Below are 22,915 nucleotides of genomic sequence, written 5' to 3'. Positions count from 1 at the left end.
GATGACGAGCTTGCCCGTTCACTCGATTTAATCAATAACAGACCCCGTAAATGTTTGGGATGGAAAACCGCTCACGAATCTTTTTCAAAGGAACTGTCGCACTTGGCTTGACAATTCGTCAAATAAAAAAACTCCACTTTTGTAGTCTACTCTACGGAGTGGAGTCTACTGAATGTAAAATACTTCTTGTTTCAATAATTCTTCAGGTTTCTTACCAATGGGATCACTGTGGAAATAATCAATCTCAAATTTCACGGCTCTCTGCCTTGCTCACCGTCAAAATGCCTAATCTTCTCCATTTCTGATTGGACTGTTTCTATCCGTTTGAAATTTGATAACCGCATCGTCATAATGCTTTTTCCGAACAACTCATTCCAGATCAACTGAGAGTGCTGGTAGTAGGTTTCCGGCAATCCTGTATGAGCCTTTCGCTTGTTATGCATGACTTTACAGTGCACCATGACTTCTATGCTCGTTCCTGCTAGATTGTGTCTATTAGCCTGTAGAAAGATGGATATCATGAATCCCTGTGTTTTCATCTCAAGTGCTTTACGAGATTTTATAATCTTGAAGCCCGTAAGTGGTAAGAAGTCCCGCAGCGACTTTAACGTAAACTCGATCAACTCATGAGCTGAGGACTGCTCGCTAAATGCATACTGAATAAGTATGGAATCTATCGTCAATTAGAGCACGTTGCTGTGTGGTGGACTGTAGGATCTTGCGTGTATAATAGAATTATTTTTAAACTCACCTATTGTACTCCAAGCGTTAGTTGACCTACTCATTACTGATGATTAGCTTCATCCCATCATGACTAGCAACAAATCCAAGACGTTCATAGAATCTGTGAGCATCTTTACGCTTTTTATCTGTCGTCAATTGGATCATTTCACATCCCTTAGCTTTAGCCTGATCGATGGCATAGTTAAATAGCGACTCGCCAACACCTTTACCTCTATAATCATGGCTAACACGAACACCTTCAATCTGACCTCGTATTGTACCCAATCTTGTTATCCCTGGGATAATCGTGAGCTGCAGACAACCGATCACTTTATCATTGTCTATAGCAACGATTATTGAATTGCCGATCTGTTCTTCAATCTTCGCAAAAGCCTCGATGTATTCTAGGGGTAATGGTTCTTCATAGCGCTCCCGAGTAGCACCAAATTCGTCGTCAGCTAACAATCGAACGATGGCAGGAAGATGTTCTATAGTAGCAGTTCTAAACTTCATAAATACCTCCAGTAAGATATGAATTTTCACAGTAATTCTTCATTAAAGTAAGGAGCATCTGTTTGTTCAGATACCAATTATCGGTATTTTTATAATACTTCTCATTGTATTGTTTCATCCAATGAAACCAAGTTTCTATTATGTACTCATTCTATCTTACATATTATAAAATGAAAAGAAATTACACACCCCATTAGTTCATTATTTATAGGATTTATCTATCAAGATAATATATATTATATATTTCTCCAATGAGGAACTTTGCCTTATGATGGTTATGTCACTACTTGAATAGTTTAGGAGGACTAAATATGAGAAATCAAATGGCTTTTTATGATATGGAAATTAATCGGATAGACGGCAAGCCGGCTGATCTAGCAATCTACCGTGGAAAAGTCCTACTTGTTGTCAATACGGCAAGTAAGTGCAGCTACTCCCGTCAGTTCACAACTCTTCAGGAGTTATACGATAAATACCGAAGTGATGGTTTGGAAATTCTAGGATTTCCATGTAACCAATTTAATGACAAAGAACCTGGGGAGAATACAGAGGTGAAGACTTATTGTGAGGATGAATTTAAGATAACGTTCCCGTTGTTTGAGAAAATAGAAGCTAGGGGACAAAACACTCATCCGATATTCCAATTTTTAACGGAGCAGGCACCATTTCAGGGTTTTGACACAGAAGAGGTCAATGGTCAGTGGATGAAGAATTTTCTAATTGAAAAATATCCCGATATATATGAGGGTGACGGAATCAAGTGGAATTTCACTAAATTTCTGATCGATCGCAATGGTGACGTCCGTAGAAGATTTGAGCCATCGACAGAACCAACCGAATTGGAAGGAATCATTCAAGCATTGCTTTAAAATTCCCTCCTCATTCCCATACCTTGTCTGCCTCCTAAAAAAATGAGTATTAAGGTGCCTTTATTACCTTCGTTTAAAAGATCATGAAAAACCCCAGCGAGGATAGCCAAGCTGAGGTTCATTCATGTATTACCTTTGTGTTTAAAGTTATCATTACAGTCAGCATTTTTCCTTTAACTAACACACTAGGCGCTTTGAACACCTTTAATCACTTCAACTTTTTTATCCCCTGCTGTCTTGGCTACATCTAACGTTGTTTTACCCTGAAAAGTGATTATCACACCTGCAGCCATCATAGAGACAATTAGAGCAGCACTAATGATTGTGGAAACTTTCTTTTTGACCATAATAATACCTCCAATATGTTTGACGTGCTCCTCCAGCAAAGGTTCAGCCTGAGACTGCAAGTCTTTTGTAGTTATCAGAAAACGAAAAAGGCCTGAATAAAGAGGACAGCACAATGTACCATTCCAATACTTTATCCAAGCCTTGCTTACATTATCAGTAACACACTCGGTAAGTAAATTTATGAAACGTGTTTATTCCGGAATAAAGCGATTTCATTTACCTCACAAAACAATTACATGATAACTTTATAAAATTAAAGCTCTCATTTGCAATAAACCTATTCTCTTTATTTCTTCTACATGGATTTCGGACAATGCTTCACTGATTACTCATTACATGTAGATAAAAGTTCAAGTCGTTTTCTAGATGCTTTTTCATTAACTCCTCTGCCCGCTCACCGTTTCTAGACTTAATTGCCTCGTAAATTTCTTCGTGCTCATCGATAAGGTGAGGACGATTATAGATCACAACTGTTTTTCTAAACAGATAAATGATGGCTTGCATCCGGTCTATAATATCGATCATGAGTGGATTATTACTCGCTTTTACAATGTCGTTATGGAAACTTTCATTGGCGGACATAATCTCATCTTTTGTTCCCGTTCTCCCAATCTCCACATACTTATACAGTTCTTCAATTTCGTTATCTTTCAAAAAATTCGCTGCACATTTGGCCGAGTACCCTTCGAGCAATATCCGAACATTAAACAAATTACGTAAATCCTTTTCAGTAGGTTTAACCACTTTTTTTTGAACAATTAATCCTTCGTTTTCCAGCTTACGTATCGAATCTCTTATGGGTGTTCTACTCACTCCAAGCTCTGTAGCGAGCTTCTCTTCAACGATCTTCGTACCGCTAGGAAGCTCACCGTTTAAAATCTTGTCTCGAAGTATTTCATAACATTGATGATACGCCGGTCGTGAACTATTATTCTCATGCACAAACTTCACCTCTGTCTCATTTCTCATATCAATATAGTACCAAATTATGTTCATAAAATCATTCCAATAAACGATATACACCAATAAAAGTATACGTTATTTTAAAAATTGTATACAAAAATATATTTAAATGTATACAATTTTAAATTTTTAGTATACAATGAAAACGCAATCAATGATGTAAGCGGTTGCTGATGAAGAATTTCATTCTTTTCGTCAATTCGCTTCTTCGTTCTTCACATCTCGTCTATTGAACATATTCAATCATGGGCATAGAAGCCCTCGCTTACAAAAGTATTAGGAGGAAATATCATGACTAAAAAAGTTGGTTTTATTGGATTGGGGATCATGGGGAAACCGATGGCTCTAAACCTCAGAAAAGCAGGACACGAATTAACCGTTAATGACCTCAATCAGGAAGCGGTTCAAATATTGCTAGATTCCGGTGCAACTGCAGCCTCCTCAGCCAGAGAAGTCGCTGAGAATTGTGAAATTATCATTACGATGCTCCCTGCATCCCAACATGTGCAAGCTGTTGTTTTGGGTGAACAAGGTATTTTATCCGGAGCAAAAGAAGGTTCTATTATTATTGATATGAGCTCCATCACTCCTGCCGTTTCCATTGCTCTTGCAGAAGAAGCAGCAAAAAAAGGCGTTGGATTTTTGGATGCACCCGTTAGCGGCGGAGAGCCTAAAGCAGTTGATGGTACTTTAGCAATTATGGTGGGCGGTAAAGAAAGCGTATTCGAAGCAGCTAAGTCCGTGTTGTTTGATATGGGGACGGCGGTCACCTTGGTTGGAGATAGTGGATGCGGAGTTACTGCGAAGCTCGCTAACCAGATCATTGTTAACTTAAATATTGCTGCGATGTCCGAAGCGCTTGTCCTGGCTGCTAAAGCAGGGATTGATATCGAGAAAATGTATCAGGCGATTCGAGGCGGTTTAGCAGGCAGTGCCGTTCTTGATGCAAAAGTTCCACTGATTCTGGAAAGAAACTTTGCTCCAGGAGGTACGATCGCGATCAATATGAAAGATATTACAAACGTAATGGACACGGCTCATGAGATTGGCGTACCTCTTCCCCTATCCAGCCACTTGTTAGAAATGTTCCATGCCCTAAAGGTGGACGGGAAATTAATGGACGACCACGGCGGGATCGTACAGTATTATGAAAAATTAGCAAATGTCGAAGTAAGGGGTCTTGGCCATGAAAACAAATAACCGGTCTGTAGAAGAGGTTTTCAGTAGAATTCCTTCTCCTGATACGAACCTTATTCATGGAATAATTGATCAAGAACTTCAACACTTTAATCGTAAAATTATCGTTTTGGATGATGATCCAACCGGCGTTCAAACTGTACATGGCATCTCGGTCTATACGGACTGGTCCGTAGATAGTATCGACAGAGGATTTCAGGAAGACAATTCGATGTTCTTTATCCTCACCAACTCACGTGGGTTTACAGCTACTGAGACGACAAAAGCACACCAAGAAATTGCTGCTAATATCGTAGAAGCTGCTAAAAGAAACAATTGCGAATTCACGATTATAAGCCGTGGTGATTCTACACTTCGAGGTCACTATCCACTTGAAACTGAAGTGTTAAAAGACACCGTTGAAGCTAAGTCAAATATACGGTTTGACGGTGAAATACTTCTCCCCTTCTTCAAAGAAGGCGGACGCTTCACCATCGATAATGTTCACTATGTTCAATATGATACGGAATTGGTTCCTGCGGGAGAAACCGAATTCGCCAAGGATCGCACCTTTGGTTACACCAAATCACATTTAGGTGAGTGGGCAGAGGAAAAATCGAATGGGCAGTATAAAGCCGATCAGATGACTTACATCTCGCTGGAAAGCCTTCGTGCCATGGACATCGATCTCATTGAACAGCAACTGTTAAAAGTTAAGAACTTTAATAAAGTTATCGTAAATGCGGTTGACTATTCGGATGTTCAAGTCTTCACCATTGCTTTGATTCGAGCCTTCAATAAAGGTAAACATTTTATGTTTAGAAGTGCTGCTGCACTTACGAAGGTCATGGGAGGCGTTAGTAACAAAAGTCTGCTCACGCGTGAAGAAATGATGAGTGACAATACAAACCATGGCGGATTAGTCATTATCGGATCACATGTCAAAAAAACGACGGAACAGTTTGAAGAACTGAAAAAGTCCAGTGTAGTAGAATTTGTTGAATTTAACGTTCACCTTGTTCTGGAACCCGATCAATTTGATAATGAGCTTAACAGAGTTGTTGAAACAACCAACCAACTGATCCTCGAAGGTAAAAATGTGGCTGTCTATACCAAAAGAGAGCGATTAGACCTTGGAGAGGATAGAAAAGAAGATGAATTGAAACTATCCGTCAAAATTTCGGATGCAGTTACGAGTATTGTTAAACGATTAGAAGTACGACCAGCCTATATCATTGCTAAAGGTGGCATTACCTCAAGCGATATTGGAACGAACGGACTGGAAGTCAAACGAGCTACTGTTGCCGGACAGATTCGACCTGGCATTCCCGTGTGGACAACTGGGGATGAAAGTAAATTCCCGGGAATCTCCTATGTCATCTTCCCTGGAAATGTGGGTACTGTAACCGATCTAAGGGAAGTTGTTGAATTGTTGAGTACGAAGTAATTCGAAAACCGTAAGTATGACCAGACTGTGAGGAGCAACACTAATAACAAAGCAATATAAACAATTAGTGCGCTCCTTATCATCCGGTCTCTTTTATCAAGCAAATACAGAAATGAGGAAATTAGATGCCAATTATCTCAGTCACATTAGGAGTCATTATATTACTTATATTAATGATGGCTTTTAAGTTAAACGCTTTCATATCATTAATTATTGTTTCCTTAGCTGTTGGCTTACTGGAAGGAATGACTCCGATTCAAGCTGTCGAGTCCATCGAAGCTGGCTTAGGCGGAACACTCGGTCATTTAACGATGATCATCATATTTGGAGGAATTCTCGGTAAATTAATGACCGATTCTGGTGGTGCTCAGCGTATTGCCACAACCATGATTAGTGCCTTTGGTCAAAAACGTACTCAGCTGGCAGCCGTTATTACAGCAGCTATTGTTGGAATCGCTTTATTCTTTGAAACGGGAGTGGTCGTGTTAATTCCATTGGTATTTACCATCGCCAGAGCTGCACGAGTACCTGTTCTATATCTCGGAATGCCCGTTATTGCAGCACTTATAACCATGCACGGATTCGTACCTCCGCATCCTGGCCCTACAGCCGTTGCTAATGTTTTTGGAGCCAATATCGGATTAACGATGATCTTAGGTATACTTGTTGCGATCCCTGCTTTCATCCTTGCCGGCCCTGTATATACGAGGTTATTTAAGAAAGAAGCCTTGGAAATCGATATTCCCAAAGGTCTATTCAATCCAAAAGAATTTAAGGAAGAAGAGCTACCTAAATTCGGAATCAGTCTTTTCACAGCACTTCTACCTGTCATTTTGATTGCGCTTCAAACTTTTGTCGAGATCTTTGCACCTGAATCAGCATTTTCATCGGTAACTAATTTTATCGGTAATGCCAATGTCGCTTTGTTGATTTCTGTCTTGGTTGCCATTTTCACTTTTGGACTGAACTTAGGCAAAAAAATGCCAGAGGTTATGAAATCTCTAAGTGATTCTGTAAGTGGTATCGGAATGATTCTCTTGATTATCGCTGGTGGCGGTGCGTTCAAGCAAGTGTTGATCGACAGTCATATTGACCAATATATTTCTGATCTTATGGCAGGCTCCACTCTATCTCCTCTGATCCTAACCTGGTTAATCGCAGCCATCTTGAGAATTGCCGTTGGTTCTGCAACTGTGGCTGGGATGACAGCAGCTGGTATTGCCGCACCTCTGGTTGCTGCCACAGGAGTAAGTCCAGAACTCATGGTTCTAGCAGCTGGTGCAGGAAGCGTAACGTTCTCTCACGTCAATGATGCCGGCTTCTGGATTTACAAAGAATACTTTAATCTTACTATAGGTAAGACGATAAAAACCTGGTCAGTTATGGTCACGATTATTTCATTGGTAGGACTTGCAGGTGTCCTGATTCTAGATATGTTTATGTGAAGAATAATTAGAAAAGTTGATGCAACTGAGCCCAAGCAGGGGTTATCCCGCTTGGGCTCTTCTGTTAACTGGCTGTTCTGCCAAAACCTTAGCATATAATGTTCAATCTTCACTAAATAATTGACTCAGGGATGTACATAAACTTGTATCTCATTAGACTGGTTATTGAAATTATCATAAAGTTCAATTATATGGAAGTCAGGTTACGATGGAAGAATATAAAATAGTATTAAAGCGATTCACCGGGTTTCTTTTTAGTTTGTTTCACAGAACTACATTTATAACTGATAGCGGTTAGATTAATGAATTCTAAAAATAATTAACATTTATTGATTTTCCTTGAAATAGAGCTTGTATTTATCCTGTAGAATTCGAGCAACCTCAGCTGATGTCTTGGTACCTGCATAGAAGTCATCATACAGCGCATATATCTCAGTCGCAAACATGGGTTCGTAGTTCGCAAATGATTTTATGTTCTTAAGTATGGACATAAATTCCTCAACATCTTTTTGATTCGGTTTTTTCAGCTGGAGCTGAGCTCCTTTTCGAGAGGTATACTGTCCATCCGTATAGCTTTCGATTTTCTTTTGAATCTGGTTTTCTAACTGATCCAATACGACAGAGAACTGCGGTACTTGATCTAATTGATCTACATCCAATCCCAATGCGAACTTGATATATTCCCAAGCGCCTTCTGAAGATTTCGAAGCTGCACTAATAGCATATAGATCATGTCCCATGCCAAAATAACTTCCGCTACCTCCATCCAAGGTTGGATAACCAATCATTGTCGCAGGCTGCTCGCCATAAAGTGCAAAATAACCTAAATATTCATTGAAATCACCAAAGGTTCCTCTTACCAGCAGACGCTGACCAGTCTGAAACTTCTTGGCATCTTCGTCTGCAGACCCGGATCCATGCGAATGACTGTGGTCATGTCCATGATCATGGTCGTGTTCATTCAATTTCGCAGAAAAATCCAATAGTTGTGCATACACCGGGTAATCGTAATGAACGGTTTCTTGAACTTGATTCAAAAACTGATTTCCAGCACCGACAAATGTCATAAACTCCGTCGGACTTTGATGTCCCATAATTTCGATATGATCTTCGTGCACAGTTTGGATGACTTTCAAAAACTCTTCCATGCTCCACTTGGTCATACCATTGGTTAATTTGGTATTGGCAAATAAAGTATCAACAAAAAATGTTGGAGAAAGCCAATAGAGTCCACCATCCACTTCATTGGCTTGCAAGTAATTAGCTAGAAAGGCCTGCTCATTATATTTTTCATCTGATTTTATAAAATTGTATAAGTTGATAAATGCACCATTTTTCGCATAAGCGGTTCGGTCTATGCCATGGAGATTAATAATATCTGGAATATTTCCTGATGCGATATCTATATTCAACATCGTTTGACCTTTAACATAATCCGCTTGATCATCACTATCATAATTATCATATTCTCCATAATCTTTAACTTCGATCTGGTAATTATTCTGAGATGCATTGAACCCTTCTACTGCTTTGGACAAGCCATCACTTGCGTGCCAAGTCGCCAGAGTAAGCGTTTGTGTACCTGATTCTTCTGCAGTTTTTTGAGAAGAACATGCCACAGTGGTTCCAATCATGATGATCATAACTAATAGTAGTAAAGCTATTTTTTTCATTCTTTTTACCTTCTTTCAATTTGAGTAGTGTTTTTTTATTCTTTGTTCCCTGCATATGAAATGCCCCTGGATAAATCTTTCCTACCATATAGAAACAACAACAAAGGCGGAATCATATACAAGACAGCTGCTGCAAATGTCTGACCCAGATGCTCGTTACCCGTTCTGGAAAGATACAAAGAAAGCGGCTGTTGCTCAGGGTTCAGGAATAGAAGTGGTTGCTCTACCATATTCCAATAATCAATAAATACGAGTAACAGGACAGATACAATCATACTTTTGCACATGGGGAGCACAACATATCGGAAGATTTGAACTTCTCCTGCGCCGTCCAGTTTGGCTGCTTCAAAATAAGATTTGGGAATTCGTCTCATCGTTCTCGTCAGTAGATAGATGGGGAAAACCGAGAAAACGCCGGGCAAGATCACCATCCAACGACTACCCTCTATACCAATGGACTGACCCACCAGATAATTGGGTACTAACATCACTTGATTGGGCATTAACATCAAAGTAATGAAGATGAAGAATACAATACGTTTGATCTTATCGTCATAACGTGCGAACCCATAAGCTGCAAACAACGAAATGATGATCTGTAAAACCGTAATGGGTACAACTAAAATGACAGAATTCCAAAAGCGTTTTAAAAAAGTGGAATCGGAGATCGTTGCTGCATACTGATCGGTCGTCATACTTTCAGGCACCAGTGACAGAGAGATGGTATCTGACACATGTTCCTTATCACTGCCCGGGTTCAACATAGCTTGATAGTGATATGTAATTTCCTGCTCTGTCATGAGGGAACTGCTAACCGTCAAGATCATCGGCATTAAGAATAAGATCGCCATGAAGCCTAAGCCCAGAAACAGGATAATCCTTTTGATATGCTGCACGTTTTTTCGTTTCATCAGTCTTCAACCTCCTTCCCGAACTTTCTTTCCAGTCCGAACAGTATGCCAATGATCACGACCATGACCAAGGCTTGCCAAACGGCTGCAGACGAAAGTTTCTGATATGCCGCACTTTGGAACGTGTTGTTAATAAAGTTTTGTAGCATATACAGACCATCTGCAGGGTAATTCCCCACGAGCATGTACACTTCCCTGAATATTTTGAATGAGCAGATCATAGCGTATAACAAAACGAAGAACAGCACTGGCGATAAGTACCGAAGTTTAATACGTAGGAAAATATATCGTTCAGACGCACCATCCAAACGTGCTGCCTCAACGAGATTTTCCGGAACGCTAGAGAGGCCAGCTGTGAACAAAATCATGTTATATCCCATCGTTTTCCATATAAAAATGAATACAATGACAACCATGCCGTAACCCGAATGAAGCCAATGCACGATCTGTCCTCCACCAAGTGAGAATATGGAGTTGATATAACCACGATCATGGAATAAAGCTTGCCAGATTAAGACAACCGAAGCGGTGGGAACCATCATCGGTGTGAAGAAGAATGTGCGAATCCAACTCTTTCCTGGAATAGACCACTCTAAAATTGCCGCGAATAACAGCGCAATTACGATTGAAGCCGGAACAGCGGTGAACGTAAAAATCAGAGTATTTTTAACAGCTAACCTGAAGGCATCGTTATGAAGTACTTGCACATAGTTCTGCAAGCCAACAAACTCTTTGGTGAAAATATTGCGGATACTGCTGTAATAAAAGACCAGTCCAAACGGGATAATTGAAAATATCAGTACTCCGATCAAGCTTGGAGTTATCCAATACCAGCCCTTCCATTTATGTATCCATTCATATTTAGCATTGTTTCTAATTGTGTTACTGTGCTTCATTACCATCCCTCCTGAATACGTACCAACAACCAATAATCGTAATAATTACTATTAAAACAAGTGTATATTTTATCGTAATAATTACGATCTGTAAACAATCACTTTCGATTGTCTATTAATAAGATCTTCCCTCAACGAATTTAGACCGACATTTGGCGATTAGAACTTGAACTTAATTTGATTCCTAAAATAAAAAAAGGCCGCTATTAATAGCGACAGGCTTAACGATGATAAAAATTCATAAAAGCAGATTGGAGACCTTTGGAAGTCACACTATGTTCTCGATTTTTATGAGTGATCAGGTCTTGATTCACTGAATCCTGAAACCATTCGTGATTTTCAATACCTGCACGGTGCCGATGCCAATCTTGTTTCACCAGACGGATATTCACTGGATATTGCATACATGTCACGTCCAGACTCAGAGGAGATCCAGCTGGAGCTGCAATTTTTGACTAATGTAAAAAAGAAATAGTCATCCCACTGACTTGATGAAGCATCTAACGTGTTCCTAAGTTTAAAATAATAAAGCAGCCGTTTCGTATAGAACTGCACTCCCCTCCTACATACGTAGATTGGTGGAGTGCAGTTCAACGACGGCTGCTTATTCAACTACAGTTAGGTTAGCGATTTAGATTTAGAAATTAAATGCAATTGATCCTACACTGTAAAACGTTGAACCAACTTTTGCATATCTTCGGCCATTTTGGCGAGTTTTAATGAGGATGAAGAGATCTCTTCCATCGCCGCCATTTGCTCTTGAGCTGCTGCAGATGTAGTCTGCGCACCACTAGCCGATACTTTAGATATGTTAGCCATCTCGGCCACTGTAGCAGAAACTTGTTCTGTGCTTGCCGATAACTGCTCTGATACAGCGGATATATCCTGAATTTGACCGACAATGTGGGAAGTAAACTGTTCAATATTCGATATGGTAATCGAAGCTTCTTGGCTTACGCGCATGCCTTCACCCACTTGATCACGAACCTTTTTGTTCATTAACGAAGTGGATCTATCGATTAGATCAAACATTTTGCCAATTGTTTCCCCAATTTCGTCTGCACTTTGTTTGGATTGCAGTGAAAGTTGGCGAACTTCACCTGCAACGACAGCAAATCCTTTACCGTGCTCTCCTGCTCTCGCTGCTTCAATCGATGCATTTAGAGACAGCAGATTCGTTTGCCGAGAAATATCAGCGATGGCTTCATTCATTCTATTCGCTTCAGTTGAGAGCATAGACAGCTCGTTAATCAATGCTGACGTTTCTGTGACAGCTCCAAGAATCTGTTCCATCTGTTCTCGAACACTGGTTATGGTTGTACCACCAAGCACGACAGCTCGCTCTGTCTCCTCTGCTGAATAGACAATCGCGCCTGCAGACTCAGCAATTGTGCTAATGCCTCGAGCCATTTCTTCAACTGCATTTGCGGCTTGTTCAGCATTTTCTGCTCCGATTACAGCCGTTTCCGCCGTTTGTTGTACTGTCTCAGTAACATGTTGAACAGATAATGTGGTTTGTTCTGTGCTCTCCTGTATCATTTGCGAAGAATTGTTCAGCATAGATGATGTCTGATTAAGTTCACTGACAACCGATTGTAGTGTAGTGGTCATCTGGTCAAAGTCATCTGCCAAAAGCCCGAATTCGTCCTTGTTTGTGAGTCCCACTCGCTCAGACAGATTTCCTTCTCTGACATTGCGGGTAGCTGTGCGAAGCTTTTGCATTGGCACCATAAAGGATCTTAGAATAACAAATATAATCAATCCTGCTATAAGAACGGAAATACTAATAACAATATAACTTGTAACCATAATTGGTTTTGCTGCTGCTATAAAATCTTCATGCCCCATTAAAGCAATGACATTCCAACCTGTTAAAGCATTGACGCCAGTATATACTTCCAAGTCATACGCAAGGTCAGTCCTCACAAAGTGGGAAAATGCCATGGGTTCATCAGCGCTTAAAGAGGAATTGGGCTGGAGAGGAATTCCACCAACAAGTTCTCCGCCAAGCTCGCCGCCTCCACCTTGCGTGATCGCACCTGCCCAAGCTGCGATCGTTCGATTGGAGTCCACGACAACCACGCTTCCGTTTCCGCCAACATTTACGATGGATAACTCTTTTGCGAGAACATCCAAGTCGAGTCTAATATTGGCTACACCTTCTCCTTCTCCAAGAGATCTAGATATGTCCACAACAATTTTACCGGATAGTTCATCTTTCATGATATTAGAAAAATAAAATTTTCCATCATTACTTTTTCCATTGTTGTACCACTCGTTCTGACGCGGATCATAGTTTGAATCGGATATTTCTGGGGCAGCTATATATTCCCCCTGTTCGTTTCCAATTGTTATAGAAATAATATCAGGATATGTAGAGGTTAATCGATCCAACTCGGTATGAAATATGTCTGCGCTCTCTGTTAACGAGCCGGGTTCAATCATTGTATCTATAAAATGTAATAGTTCTGCTTTTGCACCTACGATGTTGTCGATGTTCTGCCCTGTCATAGTTAGAATGGTGTTTATCGGCTCTGTCATTTTTTGCTGGACTTGATCTTTAGCACTTTGATATGAATAATATCCAATCAGTGCGGTTGGAATAATGAGAACACTAAGAAATGCTACAATCAGTTTAGTACTCATTTTGTTGAAAATGGTAAGTCCTTTCTTGTTAGATAACAATCTTTTACTTTTTCCCTTCAAGTGTATCATCCTCTTTCTCTTTCTATTATGCTTGATACAACAACCCCAGGCTGTCATTGTACCGAATCCTAGTTCCTATGGAATGATCCGATTGTGTGACACAACTTGCTTTGCATTCAAGTCAATAAACGCAAAAAAACCCATATACACACACACTCAAAGAAACTTTGAGCATGTATATACATAGGTTTTGCCTGAGAATTCAGTAACAAGCCTTATTTGAACTGTATTATATCATAAATATGACGTAATTGGGCTTTTATTCTGTGACTATCGCTCTAGCCGATCGGGTCAATGCCCCTGAGATCATCACACCAATCAATACCGCAATCATGGCATTCAGCAATCCGAAATGTTCTCCCAAAAAACCTAAAGCAGGCTTTCTTACCAATGATGCGATGTAACCGGAAGTAGCTACTGCACTACTCTTGCTGCTGCCCCCTGTGGGTCATCACCGGCTGCGGACAAACCAACGGGGAAACCTAAGGAAACACCCAGCCTTTATAGAAAGACTCCAGCAGCTGCAAGTAGGTAATGTTGACCCCATATCACAAGAACCAAGCCGCAGATCGCCGCGTTTTCCATAACGAACCCTTCACCTTACTTCTGTGGCATTCCATAATTGTAAACACATTCATTCTTTACGTTGATATAAGCCCCTGAGCCCACGTTCCCTCTCGTCAATTCTTGATTTTTTTCTAATTTATCGAAATATACTTCCCCGTTATCTTAACGCTTTCGCCATTCCGTATTTCATCATAATTATCACTTCTTGGTTACTATATAACCAAAAAGTACGTACTATTTTTAAAGTAAACGATGGTACATAATGAGCCTAGTGATCATGAACAAAAGCAAATCCGTTTCTCAATAAACACTCAAAGGGGTTATTACAATGGGGAAAATTCTTATTACTGGAGCAACAGGTAATCTCGGTAGCAGAACACTAGAGCTTCTTCTTACAAAAGTTCCATCCGATCAGGTCGCCATATTGGTACGTAATCCCGAGTCCGAACAAATCAAAAGGTATGTTAAAGAAGGTATAGAAGCTCATCAGGGTGATTATTTGGATTATAACTCCCTTCTGCAAGCGTTTAATGATGTTGAAAAAGTGATGCTTATTTCCGCGCAAGCATTTACCGACCGCAATACGCAACATTTTAATGTCATCGCAGCTGCCAAACAGGCTGGTGTTAAACAAGTGATCTTCACGTCGATCATACGAAAAGAAAATTCAAATCTTATCATTCCTGAAGTCACTTTGTCAGATATATTTGCAGAACAAGCGCTTAAAGCATCCGGATTATCCTATACAATTCTACGGAATCCACCGTATCTTGAAGTCATGCATTCGTATTATGGAGATCCACTTAAAGTCGGCGTAAGATTACCAGAGGGTTTGGGTAAAGTAGCCGCTGCATCTCTGGATGATTTGGCTGCAGCCAACGTAGCTGTTCTCATACAGGACGGACATGATAATAAGTCTTATACGCTAAGTGGCAGCGAAGGAAGCACATTTGCAGACATTGCTGAAGCACTCTCTGAAATTCATGGGGTACACATCCCTTATGAAGCAATTAGCGAAACAGAATATACAGACACGATGGTAGCGGATGGACTCCCTATTCCTATGACCGATTTCTTATTAGGTTGGGTGCGAGCAATCAACACTGGGGAATTCTCGGAGACATCTGGGGATCTTGAGCGTCTAATTGGCCGAAAACCAATGACATATATAGATTTCTTGAAAAACAAATTTCCGTTTTCTAAAGTTGAAAATTGAAAGCTAGCATGTTTCCCAACATACGCCACCCAATGAGCTGCTGAAGTATTGGCCAGTCGAGAATGACTATATTCTCACTGGCTCTTTTTATGTAGTAGAGAGTATATGCCGTTAATTCAGCATAAATAGCAGATCATCCTCATCGGCTGTTACTCTCGTTGTTATCCAATTACAGTTCACGTTAGTACAATATGCGATCCTCATATAGTTAAACATTCCTTTGAAGCTTCACATTAAATTCTGTCACTGACGAAGTTACATACTCCATATAACTCACAGATCCGTTAAAGTTTAGATAAGCTTCATAACGCATACGGATTCCAGGTAAAGTAATCAAGTCCAGCACATTTTCCTTTGGAACCCATCTACATTCGCTCGTTTCTTCAGACGTAGTTAACGCTCCACCTGTAGCCTTACAGACGAAATCAAACATAACCTTCGTAGGAACATCAGTCACACCGTCATACCACTTATGAATTGCTGTATTCGACACAACACTAATTAAATGACTGACCCTGGCTTCAATTCCACTTTCCTCTTTGATTTCACGAATGACTCCATCAATCAGATTTTCTCCAACTTCAGTTATACCCCCAGGATACACCCAACCATCGTCGTGGGCTTTTACTAAAAGAATATTTCCATCTCCATCTTCTACAATTCCACCTGCTGATACGATATGTGTCGGGAAAGCCATTGTACAACCTCCAATTAAGATGAATTTGTATAATTATTCCACGCAGTTCCCGTACTTTCCTTTTTGGATGGATAAAAGATCATTAAACTAACTAAATATATCTGCAATGAAGAAAATCACTTTGTATTTTCCTTGACCTAAAGCTCAGTGAGCAGATGACCAGCGTGAAGTTTAGCGAATAAATTAGCGGACCACCTTTTGTAGCAGGATGTAATTGCAAGTATGGGAAGTTAAACACTGATTACCTTTTTGCTTAAGAAATCTTCAATAGTTGATTAAAATATAAAGCGACTCCTATTTTCTAGGGGTCGTTTTTTTCAAACTTTTTGAACACTCACAGCGTTTAGATTATATCTTTCTATGGAGGCGAAGATGATATGAAACGTATGGTTAAGGTAGGTCTCACAGGAGTATTGCTCACTTCTGTGTTCAGCGCAGGTGCCTATGCAGCATCTTTAATTCCTAAGATCTTTATTCATGGGAACCAGATTAATAGCAGCAGTACAGCGCCGAAACTCATAGATGGATCAGTCTATGTTCCACTTCGCACTATTTCGGAGGGACTTGGAGTAGATATTCAATGGGATAATATAAACAAAACAGTATATGTGAATTCAGATCCACAATTTAAAGCGGAAACTGGCAGCGTCACCTATGTAAATCAACGTAATTTAGCTTTTCAATGGATCATGGCATATGATGATCGGCTGAAAAACGATGTGATTGCTTTAACTGCGCCTGGATTCAAAACAAATCTCTATAATGAGAGCATTCCTTCAGGAACTTATAATATGGCAAGCATTGTTGAGATGCATCCTGTAGATCGTAATGATACTAGTATCACCGTCCGTATTGTACAACGAGTCACTGCAGAAGATAATTACAATGTTAAAACGGAAAAATGGAAATTTACCTTTGAGGGGACGGATAAAATTAAATCAGTTATGGTTGTACCTAAATCAACACAATATTTTGATCGGTATACGTTGTTCCCTGGAACGAGTTTTGGGGAATAATCAAGAAACCCTATACTCCTAGGCTTTCACGATTACGAGATAGAGATTTCCGTGCATCCCTGGAAGTTTCACTGCTTTATGGCTACTACAAATTTTTCATTTCCTTTTTTATTAAACAAAGCCACTTCATAATCGGATTCCCATGTAAGTTCACCTAAATGTCTAGCATAGGCAAATTCATCTGGCTGATCTGATATCGCCTTCTCTAAAAGCACTTGCGTACCATCTCGATGTGAAATAGATATGTATATATCCATCGTCTTCACATTATGATGGCATATCACTTTAGCATCGTACTTCTTATTTGGGCTTTTTATGGCTTTTTTCCAAGTCCATTCGTTTAAGTAACCTAGCTCTTCAATTTTTAGAGCTGTCTCCTTAAATGGTTCAAATCGCCAATTATGACGTACAGCAACTTTTTCGATTCCGCTCATTAGCAGTTGAAGCGTAGTCTTTTTCTTCTCTAACTCACTTTTTGCATTAAATTCACTCAAATTAAATTGAGTTGGCACTGACCATACACCTGAATCGTTGACAATTCTTTTGTCCGAAGTGTCTTCTACACATTCTATAAGGACTTTCCAACAATCGTTCGTTTGGTATCTCCCGAATAAACGTTCATACATCGCTGTGATACAACGCGTTTCTAAGCTAAATGAACGTCTTTTCCATTTCCAATTCAATTCATAATCTAGTTTCGTTGCTTCGTTGTAATCACACTTTTGTGTTCTCATTACAGATTCAATAATTTCATCATTAATAGTATATGGTAAGTCTAGGTCAAATTCCTTTAAAATTCTCATTGTAACTGCACCTCAGCATTTGAATTACATGATTATAGCTCTATCCACCTTCCATATTAATCAATCTTAACTTTATCAGCTAGAGCTTGTGGGGGTGATGACTGGGCTATTAGATTTTTAATCCATACTTCAACTTTTTTATTTTGAAATGACTTCTCAAACTTAGTCTTAGCTACGCCAGCGACAACTATTTCACTATCCTGATCTTGACTAACCCAAATTAGGTTTGTTGCAGAGTCCTCTGCGTTATTTTGTTCGATTACTATTTGATGGTTTTGCTCTCTGACTTCTATAATTGTACCAATGATGTCAGCATCAGATTGAGTTTGTTCGTTTTGAGAACTACAGCCGACTGTTAGTATTAGTACCATAACGAATGTAAGTCCACTTACTAATTTAGCCATATTCTTCACCCTCCTCTTCCAATATTAAGTCCAGCATTACAGTGCGGATTTCTTAACTCTTCATAGTACCATTCAACAATTTTGTTGTTAGCACGGGAATTACTCTAAACTTTATTACTTTCATTAGTCTTTTTGTTTTGTCGGTACCGAATAATGGCAAATGGTAAATTAATTGATCCAGCAATAATAGGAGCCACAATAGATATCCATTGAGGTATGGTAGGATAAATAGGCTTTCCATCTCCAACAGGTCCTACCTTGGGTTGACTGCTGTCCCACAAACCATATAAGAGACCAATAGGAGGCAGTAATATGCAAAATACACTCGCAACGATATGTACGACATACTTGTTCATTCCTAATCCTCCAATCAATGTATTCATAACTGACCCTATTGATCATTATACTATATCCAAAAGTTGGAAGTAACACATATTTGCCGATTACATCAAAAAGCACATTTTTGATCAACTGAAAAAAGTCGCTATGATAGCGACTTCAACAAGATCATTTTTTTACTTTAAGAGCCTTTAGAAACTTAAGATCATAAGGATGACAGATCCTTGCGCAACCTCTTTTTGTCTATTTTATCCACGGCCGTTCTGGGCAAAGTGTCCACAAAAAATAGTTGAGTCGGCCATTTGTGCCGAGCAAGGTGTGGCTCACAGAACATTTGCAACGTTGTCAGATCTAAAGTTCCGCCGTCCCGCAACACTATGAAAGCGACGAGTTCCTCCTCTTCGTTTGAAGGTGAATGTCCAATTACGGCTACTTCGTTTACCGCCTCATGGGTCACGATAACATGCTCCACTTCGGCACAGAACACATTGGAACCGCCCACAATAACCATATCTTTTAAGCGATCTAATACATAAAGGAAACCTTCGACATCCAAGCAACCGACATCACCGGTTCGGATCCAACCATCCTGCATGGTCGTGGCAGAGACCTCCAATTGGCGCCAATATCCGAGCATGGTCTGCGCACCTCGTACAACGATTTCACCGACCTCTCCCGTGTTAGTTTCATTTCCATCTGTATTTAATATCCGAACTTCGAAAGCCTGCTCACCCTGGGCAGCAAGATCGGCGGGACGACCTACGGATCGAAGGCGAAGAGGATTGTCCATATGGTGAGCTGGAAAGATTCGACTTATGGACATTCCGCATTCTGCTTGTGAGTAGTTGTTAACAATTACAGCTTCAGGGAATTGCAGCACGACATTCTGGAGTGTTTCGGGGGAAATAATTGACCCTCCACAACCAATAAGTGTCAGACTCTTCAAGTTTCTATTTGTGACGGATGCCTCACGTGTAAGGTCACGAAGCAGTTGACCTACTGTGCTGAGCTGTGTAATCTGATCACGTTCAATGGCTCTAATAATACGGTGTATATCCGCCGGATACTCGTCTAAAAATACAAGACAGCCACCGGCAGCCATAGTCGCCCATAATTGAAACTGACCAACTAGATGGGAAAGATTGAGCACTAATACACGACGCCTGTGATCATGACCAAAGCCTGCAGAAGGCGTAAGTTGATTCCAAGCAGCCATGCCTCGATGCGAATGCATTACCCCTTTTGGTCGACCAGTTGTTCCGCCCGTATAAATCAGGACCGCCGTATCATCTACACTTTGATTGAAATGACCCTTCGGAGGGGAAATCTGTTCCTGCTGTATAAGAGCGGGGAGCGAATTAACATTTGATCCTTCTTCGTCTGTCGTGAACAGTTTTGGATAATAACCAAGAAGCTTTACTGCAGCGAGAGTTGTCTCAGCATGACGGTTGTCATGAATAACCATCTGTGGTTCTGCATCTTGAAATATGGCAGCGAGTTCAGGCACCGTTAACAAAGGCGAAGGCACAAGTGGTATAGCACCGATCCTTACTGCTGCATATAATGCAACGACGAGTTGGGGATCTGGATCACCTAAAAGTGCAAACCGATCGCCCGCTCGGAGACCTTCAACATAGAGGGCATGACTCATTCTATTAACTAGACTGTAGAGCTCCCCATAACTCATCTTTTGTCCGTGTCGCATTAATGCTGGTTCCTCAGGGTACAGACTTGCAGCAATTGGCAAGCGTTCAGATAGAAGCAAGTAATCGCCTCCAACATTTTAATTTCCATTATATCCGTTAAGAAAACTATGGAATAAGAAGATAGTAGCATGTATCTGGAATAAAAGGTAATCATCATACCCTATTAAACTCATAAATTCTCCTGATAAGAAACGTTTTATAATTGAATAATACAAAAAGGAGAGCCTCAGCCCTCCTCTTCATTTATATCTCAATATTTAATGTGTTTTTGCTAGCATTTAATTGCAGAGTGGCGCCTAATCCTTTAATCGATTGTACTGGAATATACGTAACCCCGTTAATCACTTTTGGAGCTGTGCTTAATGTAGAAGCCTTTCCGTTATAAAATACGGTTTTACTCCCCATTGTCAGAGTTACCTTAAATTTATCTTTAGTTAGACCTATCGTTGCACTGTCCTGATCGTATGTAAATGTTGCATCTAATGCATCGGCAATGTCTCGTAAAGGAAGCAAGTTACTCCCTTGATATTGGACAGTCTTATTAGTAAAATCTACTTTTTTGTCATTCACATATACTTTTAGAGAAGATTCAGTATATTGTGGTTTAGTTTCTTTGGGTTTTGCTGGGGTTGTTTTTTTGGAAGATGATGAAGACGAACTACCTGATGACTTACTACTTGAAGATGAGCTACCACCATTATGATAATGATACTCTCCGTACTCTAATCCCCATTTGGCACAATTTGTCCAACACGTATGACCGCCATTAGAATCTGTTCTCCCCGGATGAGCAAACACACTTGTTGCACTGGATAGAAGAAACAGAGATAACACGGAAGTTACAAGTACCTTTTTGTTCATATCTAGCACTCCCTTACTGGTTCTATTTTCCTATGTATCATAACATACAATATAGGTACCTACTAGATTTTAATCAACAATGGATAAATGCTCTCTTCCTTAATGTTGAACTCAGAATTGTAGTGATTAATTAAAGGAAGCCGATAACTAGATTAGCGACTTTCAATGTACTTATATTCTTGTTCCTCATTACAATTTAAAAATACCTGTTTTAATCTTGATTCCCATACGTGTCATTCACTACAGTGTTACCGAAGCTGGTCAAGCTTCCATTAGGACCAGTGGCCATATCTAGATACTGTAGCCCTGAGCCGTTACCGTACCAGGATCAAGACAGCCTACCCCTTTTTCCTGAATATATTTCATAATCGCATATTCATCAACGTCTCCATTAATGTGGTATCCACCGAACTCACAGCCTTTATCGGCGTTACTATCAAATTTCAAAGGAACTCCCCTATATTTCGTTATATAAATCTAAAAAAGCGCCAAATGGCGCTCAGATTGGATCAAGAATTATTCAATTGAAAATCTCTTCGCACAACTTCGCCCTAAACCTCTATTCGACAGATACGCCAAGCGCCTTGTTCTTTTCTTTAAACCTCTCGTTATGAGACGATACATAGGCCATTCTCGGCGCCTCGGGATCCAAATACAGCTTGGCGCTGTTAAGCGCTAAAGCCGCATCCGTGAACGCTCCAGCAATCAGGTTGAGCTTACTTTCGTAATTGGCGAAATCCCCAGCTCCGAAGATGCCCGGTAAGTTCGTCTCCAGTTTTGGACTGACATATATGTTCCAGTCGTCCATATCCAGCCCCCAATCCTTGATACCTGTAAAATCGGATTTCAGACCGTGGTTGACAATAACCTCGTCTATTTCCAGCTCGCGTGATTCCCCTGATTCGATATGTGCAATCGTCACTCGTTCAATTGTATTCCCATTACCGCTGTATAATTGCGTGACTTCATATGGCGTTAACACCTCGGCAGAAGACTCCTTCATTCGACCGATGTTTTTCTCATGTCCACCGAAACGATCGCGCCGATGTACAACTGTAACCTGAGCAGCGATAGGAACTAGCTCGTTCGCCCAATCGACAGCCGAATTTCCCCCGCCTGAAATAAGCACTCGTTTTCCTCTAAAAGGCTCCAGCTCCTGCACCGTATAGTGCAGATTGGATACCTCATAGCGCTCTGCTCCTTCCAGCTCTAGCTTCGCCATTCGCAAAATGCCGCGGCCAATTGCCAAAATGACCGTGCGTGTCCAGTGCCTTTCTCCCGTTGCCGCCTCCAGAATGTACGTTGAATCCGCTTGTTTCTCCAAGCCGATAATGTGCTGACCAAATACAATGGTTGGGTCGAACGTTCTCGCCTGTTCAGACAATTGTGCTATTAACGTCTCACATAGGATCGGTGTAACCCCTCCAACATCCCATATCATTTTCTCGGGATATATCAGCATCCGTCCACCCAGATCGTCTTTGGCTTCGATTAACTTCGTCTTTAAATCGCGCATTCCACTATAAAAAGCAGTATACATTCCTGCAGGACCACCGCCAATAATTGTCACATCGTATAATTCAAGCTGATCTGTCAATTCATATCCTCCTCTAGCCGGCTCATCTACACCCAAGCT

General features: G+C 40.4%; 22 protein-coding genes and 2 pseudogenes. 7 read left to right on the top strand and 17 right to left on the bottom strand.

The features are described 5' to 3' along the window. Positions 1-111, top strand: a pseudogene (locus MH215_RS17765) (IS30 family transposase); the annotation flags it as partial. Between the two features lie 140 nt (positions 112-251). Here the strand turns inward: MH215_RS17765 and MH215_RS17760 are convergent. Both MH215_RS17760 and MH215_RS17755 read right to left on the bottom strand, forming a co-directional pair. Continuing rightward, complete coding sequence (locus MH215_RS17760) at positions 252-683, bottom strand: hypothetical protein (protein ID WP_239292020.1); 432 nt, start codon at positions 681-683, stop codon at positions 252-254. Positions 684-777: 94 nt separating this feature from the next. Next, positions 778-1,236 (bottom strand): GNAT family N-acetyltransferase, encoded by a 459-nt coding sequence (locus MH215_RS17755; RefSeq protein ID WP_239292017.1) that lies wholly within the window; start codon positions 1,234-1,236, stop codon positions 778-780. A gap of 323 nt (positions 1,237-1,559) precedes the next feature. Between MH215_RS17755 and MH215_RS17750 the strand changes: the two genes are divergently transcribed. Next, positions 1,560-2,105, top strand: a complete 546-nt coding sequence (locus tag MH215_RS17750) for a glutathione peroxidase (RefSeq protein WP_239292065.1) — start codon at positions 1,560-1,562, stop codon at positions 2,103-2,105. A gap of 185 nt (positions 2,106-2,290) precedes the next feature. On the opposite strand, the gene MH215_RS17745 is transcribed toward MH215_RS17750, so the two are convergent. Further along, a complete protein-coding gene (locus tag MH215_RS17745) occupies positions 2,291-2,452 on the bottom strand; it encodes a hypothetical protein (protein ID WP_239292016.1) in 162 nt (53 codons plus the stop codon). 319 nt (positions 2,453-2,771) lie between these two features. Then, positions 2,772-3,422 (bottom strand): GntR family transcriptional regulator, encoded by a 651-nt coding sequence (locus MH215_RS17740; protein WP_239292063.1) that lies wholly within the window; start codon positions 3,420-3,422, stop codon positions 2,772-2,774. A 279-nt stretch (positions 3,423-3,701) separates the two neighbouring features. Between MH215_RS17740 and garR the strand changes: the two are divergent. The 3 genes and pseudogenes from garR to MH215_RS17725 form a co-directional block, all read left to right on the top strand. Continuing rightward, a pseudogene (gene garR / locus MH215_RS17735) lies at positions 3,702-4,616 on the top strand (2-hydroxy-3-oxopropionate reductase); the annotation flags it as partial. Next, positions 4,603-6,039 (top strand): four-carbon acid sugar kinase family protein, encoded by a 1,437-nt coding sequence (locus tag MH215_RS17730; protein WP_239292003.1) that lies wholly within the window; start codon positions 4,603-4,605, stop codon positions 6,037-6,039. The pseudogene garR and the gene MH215_RS17730, both read left to right, overlap by 14 nt. Before the next feature lie 125 nt (positions 6,040-6,164). Then, positions 6,165-7,484, top strand: coding sequence for a gluconate:H+ symporter (locus tag MH215_RS17725; RefSeq protein WP_239292001.1), 1,320 nt, complete (start codon positions 6,165-6,167; stop codon positions 7,482-7,484). Between the two features lie 326 nt (positions 7,485-7,810). Here the strand turns inward: MH215_RS17725 and MH215_RS17720 are convergent, their stop codons facing one another. The 5 genes from MH215_RS17720 to MH215_RS17700 all read right to left on the bottom strand — a co-directional run bounded on the left by MH215_RS17720 (position 7,811) and on the right by MH215_RS17700 (position 13,679). Further along, a complete protein-coding gene (locus MH215_RS17720; RefSeq protein WP_239291988.1) occupies positions 7,811-9,157 on the bottom strand; it encodes an ABC transporter substrate-binding protein in 1,347 nt (448 codons plus the stop codon). A gap of 35 nt (positions 9,158-9,192) precedes the next feature. Next, positions 9,193-10,068, bottom strand: a complete 876-nt coding sequence (locus tag MH215_RS17715) for a carbohydrate ABC transporter permease (RefSeq protein WP_239291985.1) — start codon at positions 10,066-10,068, stop codon at positions 9,193-9,195. Further along, on the bottom strand, positions 10,068-10,964 hold the full coding sequence (locus MH215_RS17710; RefSeq protein WP_239291977.1) for a carbohydrate ABC transporter permease: 897 nt from the start codon (positions 10,962-10,964) through the stop codon (positions 10,068-10,070). The genes MH215_RS17715 and MH215_RS17710 overlap by 1 nt, the downstream gene beginning before the upstream one ends. Before the next feature lie 221 nt (positions 10,965-11,185). Next, on the bottom strand, positions 11,186-11,368 hold the full coding sequence (locus tag MH215_RS17705; protein ID WP_239291967.1) for a hypothetical protein: 183 nt from the start codon (positions 11,366-11,368) through the stop codon (positions 11,186-11,188). 256 nt (positions 11,369-11,624) lie between these two features. Continuing rightward, on the bottom strand, positions 11,625-13,679 hold the full coding sequence (locus MH215_RS17700; protein ID WP_481857452.1) for a methyl-accepting chemotaxis protein: 2,055 nt from the start codon (positions 13,677-13,679) through the stop codon (positions 11,625-11,627). Positions 13,680-14,565: 886 nt separating this feature from the next. On the opposite strand from MH215_RS17700, the gene MH215_RS17695 reads away from it, so the two are divergent. Further along, positions 14,566-15,453 (top strand): SDR family oxidoreductase, encoded by an 888-nt coding sequence (locus tag MH215_RS17695; protein ID WP_239291963.1) that lies wholly within the window; start codon positions 14,566-14,568, stop codon positions 15,451-15,453. A 208-nt stretch (positions 15,454-15,661) separates the two neighbouring features. Here MH215_RS17695 and MH215_RS17690 read toward each other — a convergent pair whose 3' ends face one another. Then, entirely contained in the window at positions 15,662-16,150 is a 489-nt protein-coding gene (locus MH215_RS17690; protein ID WP_239291954.1) for an NUDIX hydrolase, read from the bottom strand. A gap of 377 nt (positions 16,151-16,527) precedes the next feature. Here MH215_RS17690 and MH215_RS17685 point away from each other — a divergent pair, with 377 nt between their 5' ends. Next, positions 16,528-17,166 carry a copper amine oxidase N-terminal domain-containing protein gene (locus MH215_RS17685; protein ID WP_239291950.1) on the top strand — a complete coding sequence of 213 codons (639 nt, stop codon included), beginning with the start codon at positions 16,528-16,530 and terminating at the stop codon, positions 17,164-17,166. 68 nt (positions 17,167-17,234) lie between these two features. Here MH215_RS17685 and MH215_RS17680 read toward each other — a convergent pair whose 3' ends face one another. From MH215_RS17680 to MH215_RS17650, 7 genes are all read right to left on the bottom strand, one after another. Then, positions 17,235-17,969, bottom strand: coding sequence for a hypothetical protein (locus MH215_RS17680; protein ID WP_239291945.1), 735 nt, complete (start codon positions 17,967-17,969; stop codon positions 17,235-17,237). A 56-nt stretch (positions 17,970-18,025) separates the two neighbouring features. After that, positions 18,026-18,373 carry a DUF3221 domain-containing protein gene (locus tag MH215_RS17675; protein ID WP_239291942.1) on the bottom strand — a complete coding sequence of 116 codons (348 nt, stop codon included), beginning with the start codon at positions 18,371-18,373 and terminating at the stop codon, positions 18,026-18,028. Positions 18,374-18,477: 104 nt separating this feature from the next. Next, positions 18,478-18,729, bottom strand: coding sequence for a hypothetical protein (locus MH215_RS17670; RefSeq protein WP_239291940.1), 252 nt, complete (start codon positions 18,727-18,729; stop codon positions 18,478-18,480). A gap of 188 nt (positions 18,730-18,917) precedes the next feature. Then, a complete protein-coding gene (locus MH215_RS17665; protein ID WP_239291937.1) occupies positions 18,918-20,477 on the bottom strand; it encodes a class I adenylate-forming enzyme family protein in 1,560 nt (519 codons plus the stop codon). A 184-nt stretch (positions 20,478-20,661) separates the two neighbouring features. Next, entirely contained in the window at positions 20,662-21,279 is a 618-nt protein-coding gene (locus MH215_RS17660) for a copper amine oxidase N-terminal domain-containing protein (RefSeq protein ID WP_239291933.1), read from the bottom strand. Positions 21,280-21,570: 291 nt separating this feature from the next. After that, positions 21,571-21,726 carry a hypothetical protein gene (locus tag MH215_RS17655; RefSeq protein ID WP_239291931.1) on the bottom strand — a complete coding sequence of 52 codons (156 nt, stop codon included), beginning with the start codon at positions 21,724-21,726 and terminating at the stop codon, positions 21,571-21,573. 112 nt (positions 21,727-21,838) lie between these two features. After that, positions 21,839-22,876 (bottom strand): NAD(P)/FAD-dependent oxidoreductase, encoded by a 1,038-nt coding sequence (locus MH215_RS17650; protein WP_239291929.1) that lies wholly within the window; start codon positions 22,874-22,876, stop codon positions 21,839-21,841. Positions 22,877-22,915 lie beyond the last annotated feature (39 nt).

Origin of the sequence: Paenibacillus sp. ACRSA (assembly GCF_022346845.1) — a bacterium.
Lineage (GTDB): Bacteria > Bacillota > Bacilli > Paenibacillales > Paenibacillaceae > Paenibacillus.
This window is presented reverse-complemented; position numbering and strand designations above follow the sequence as displayed.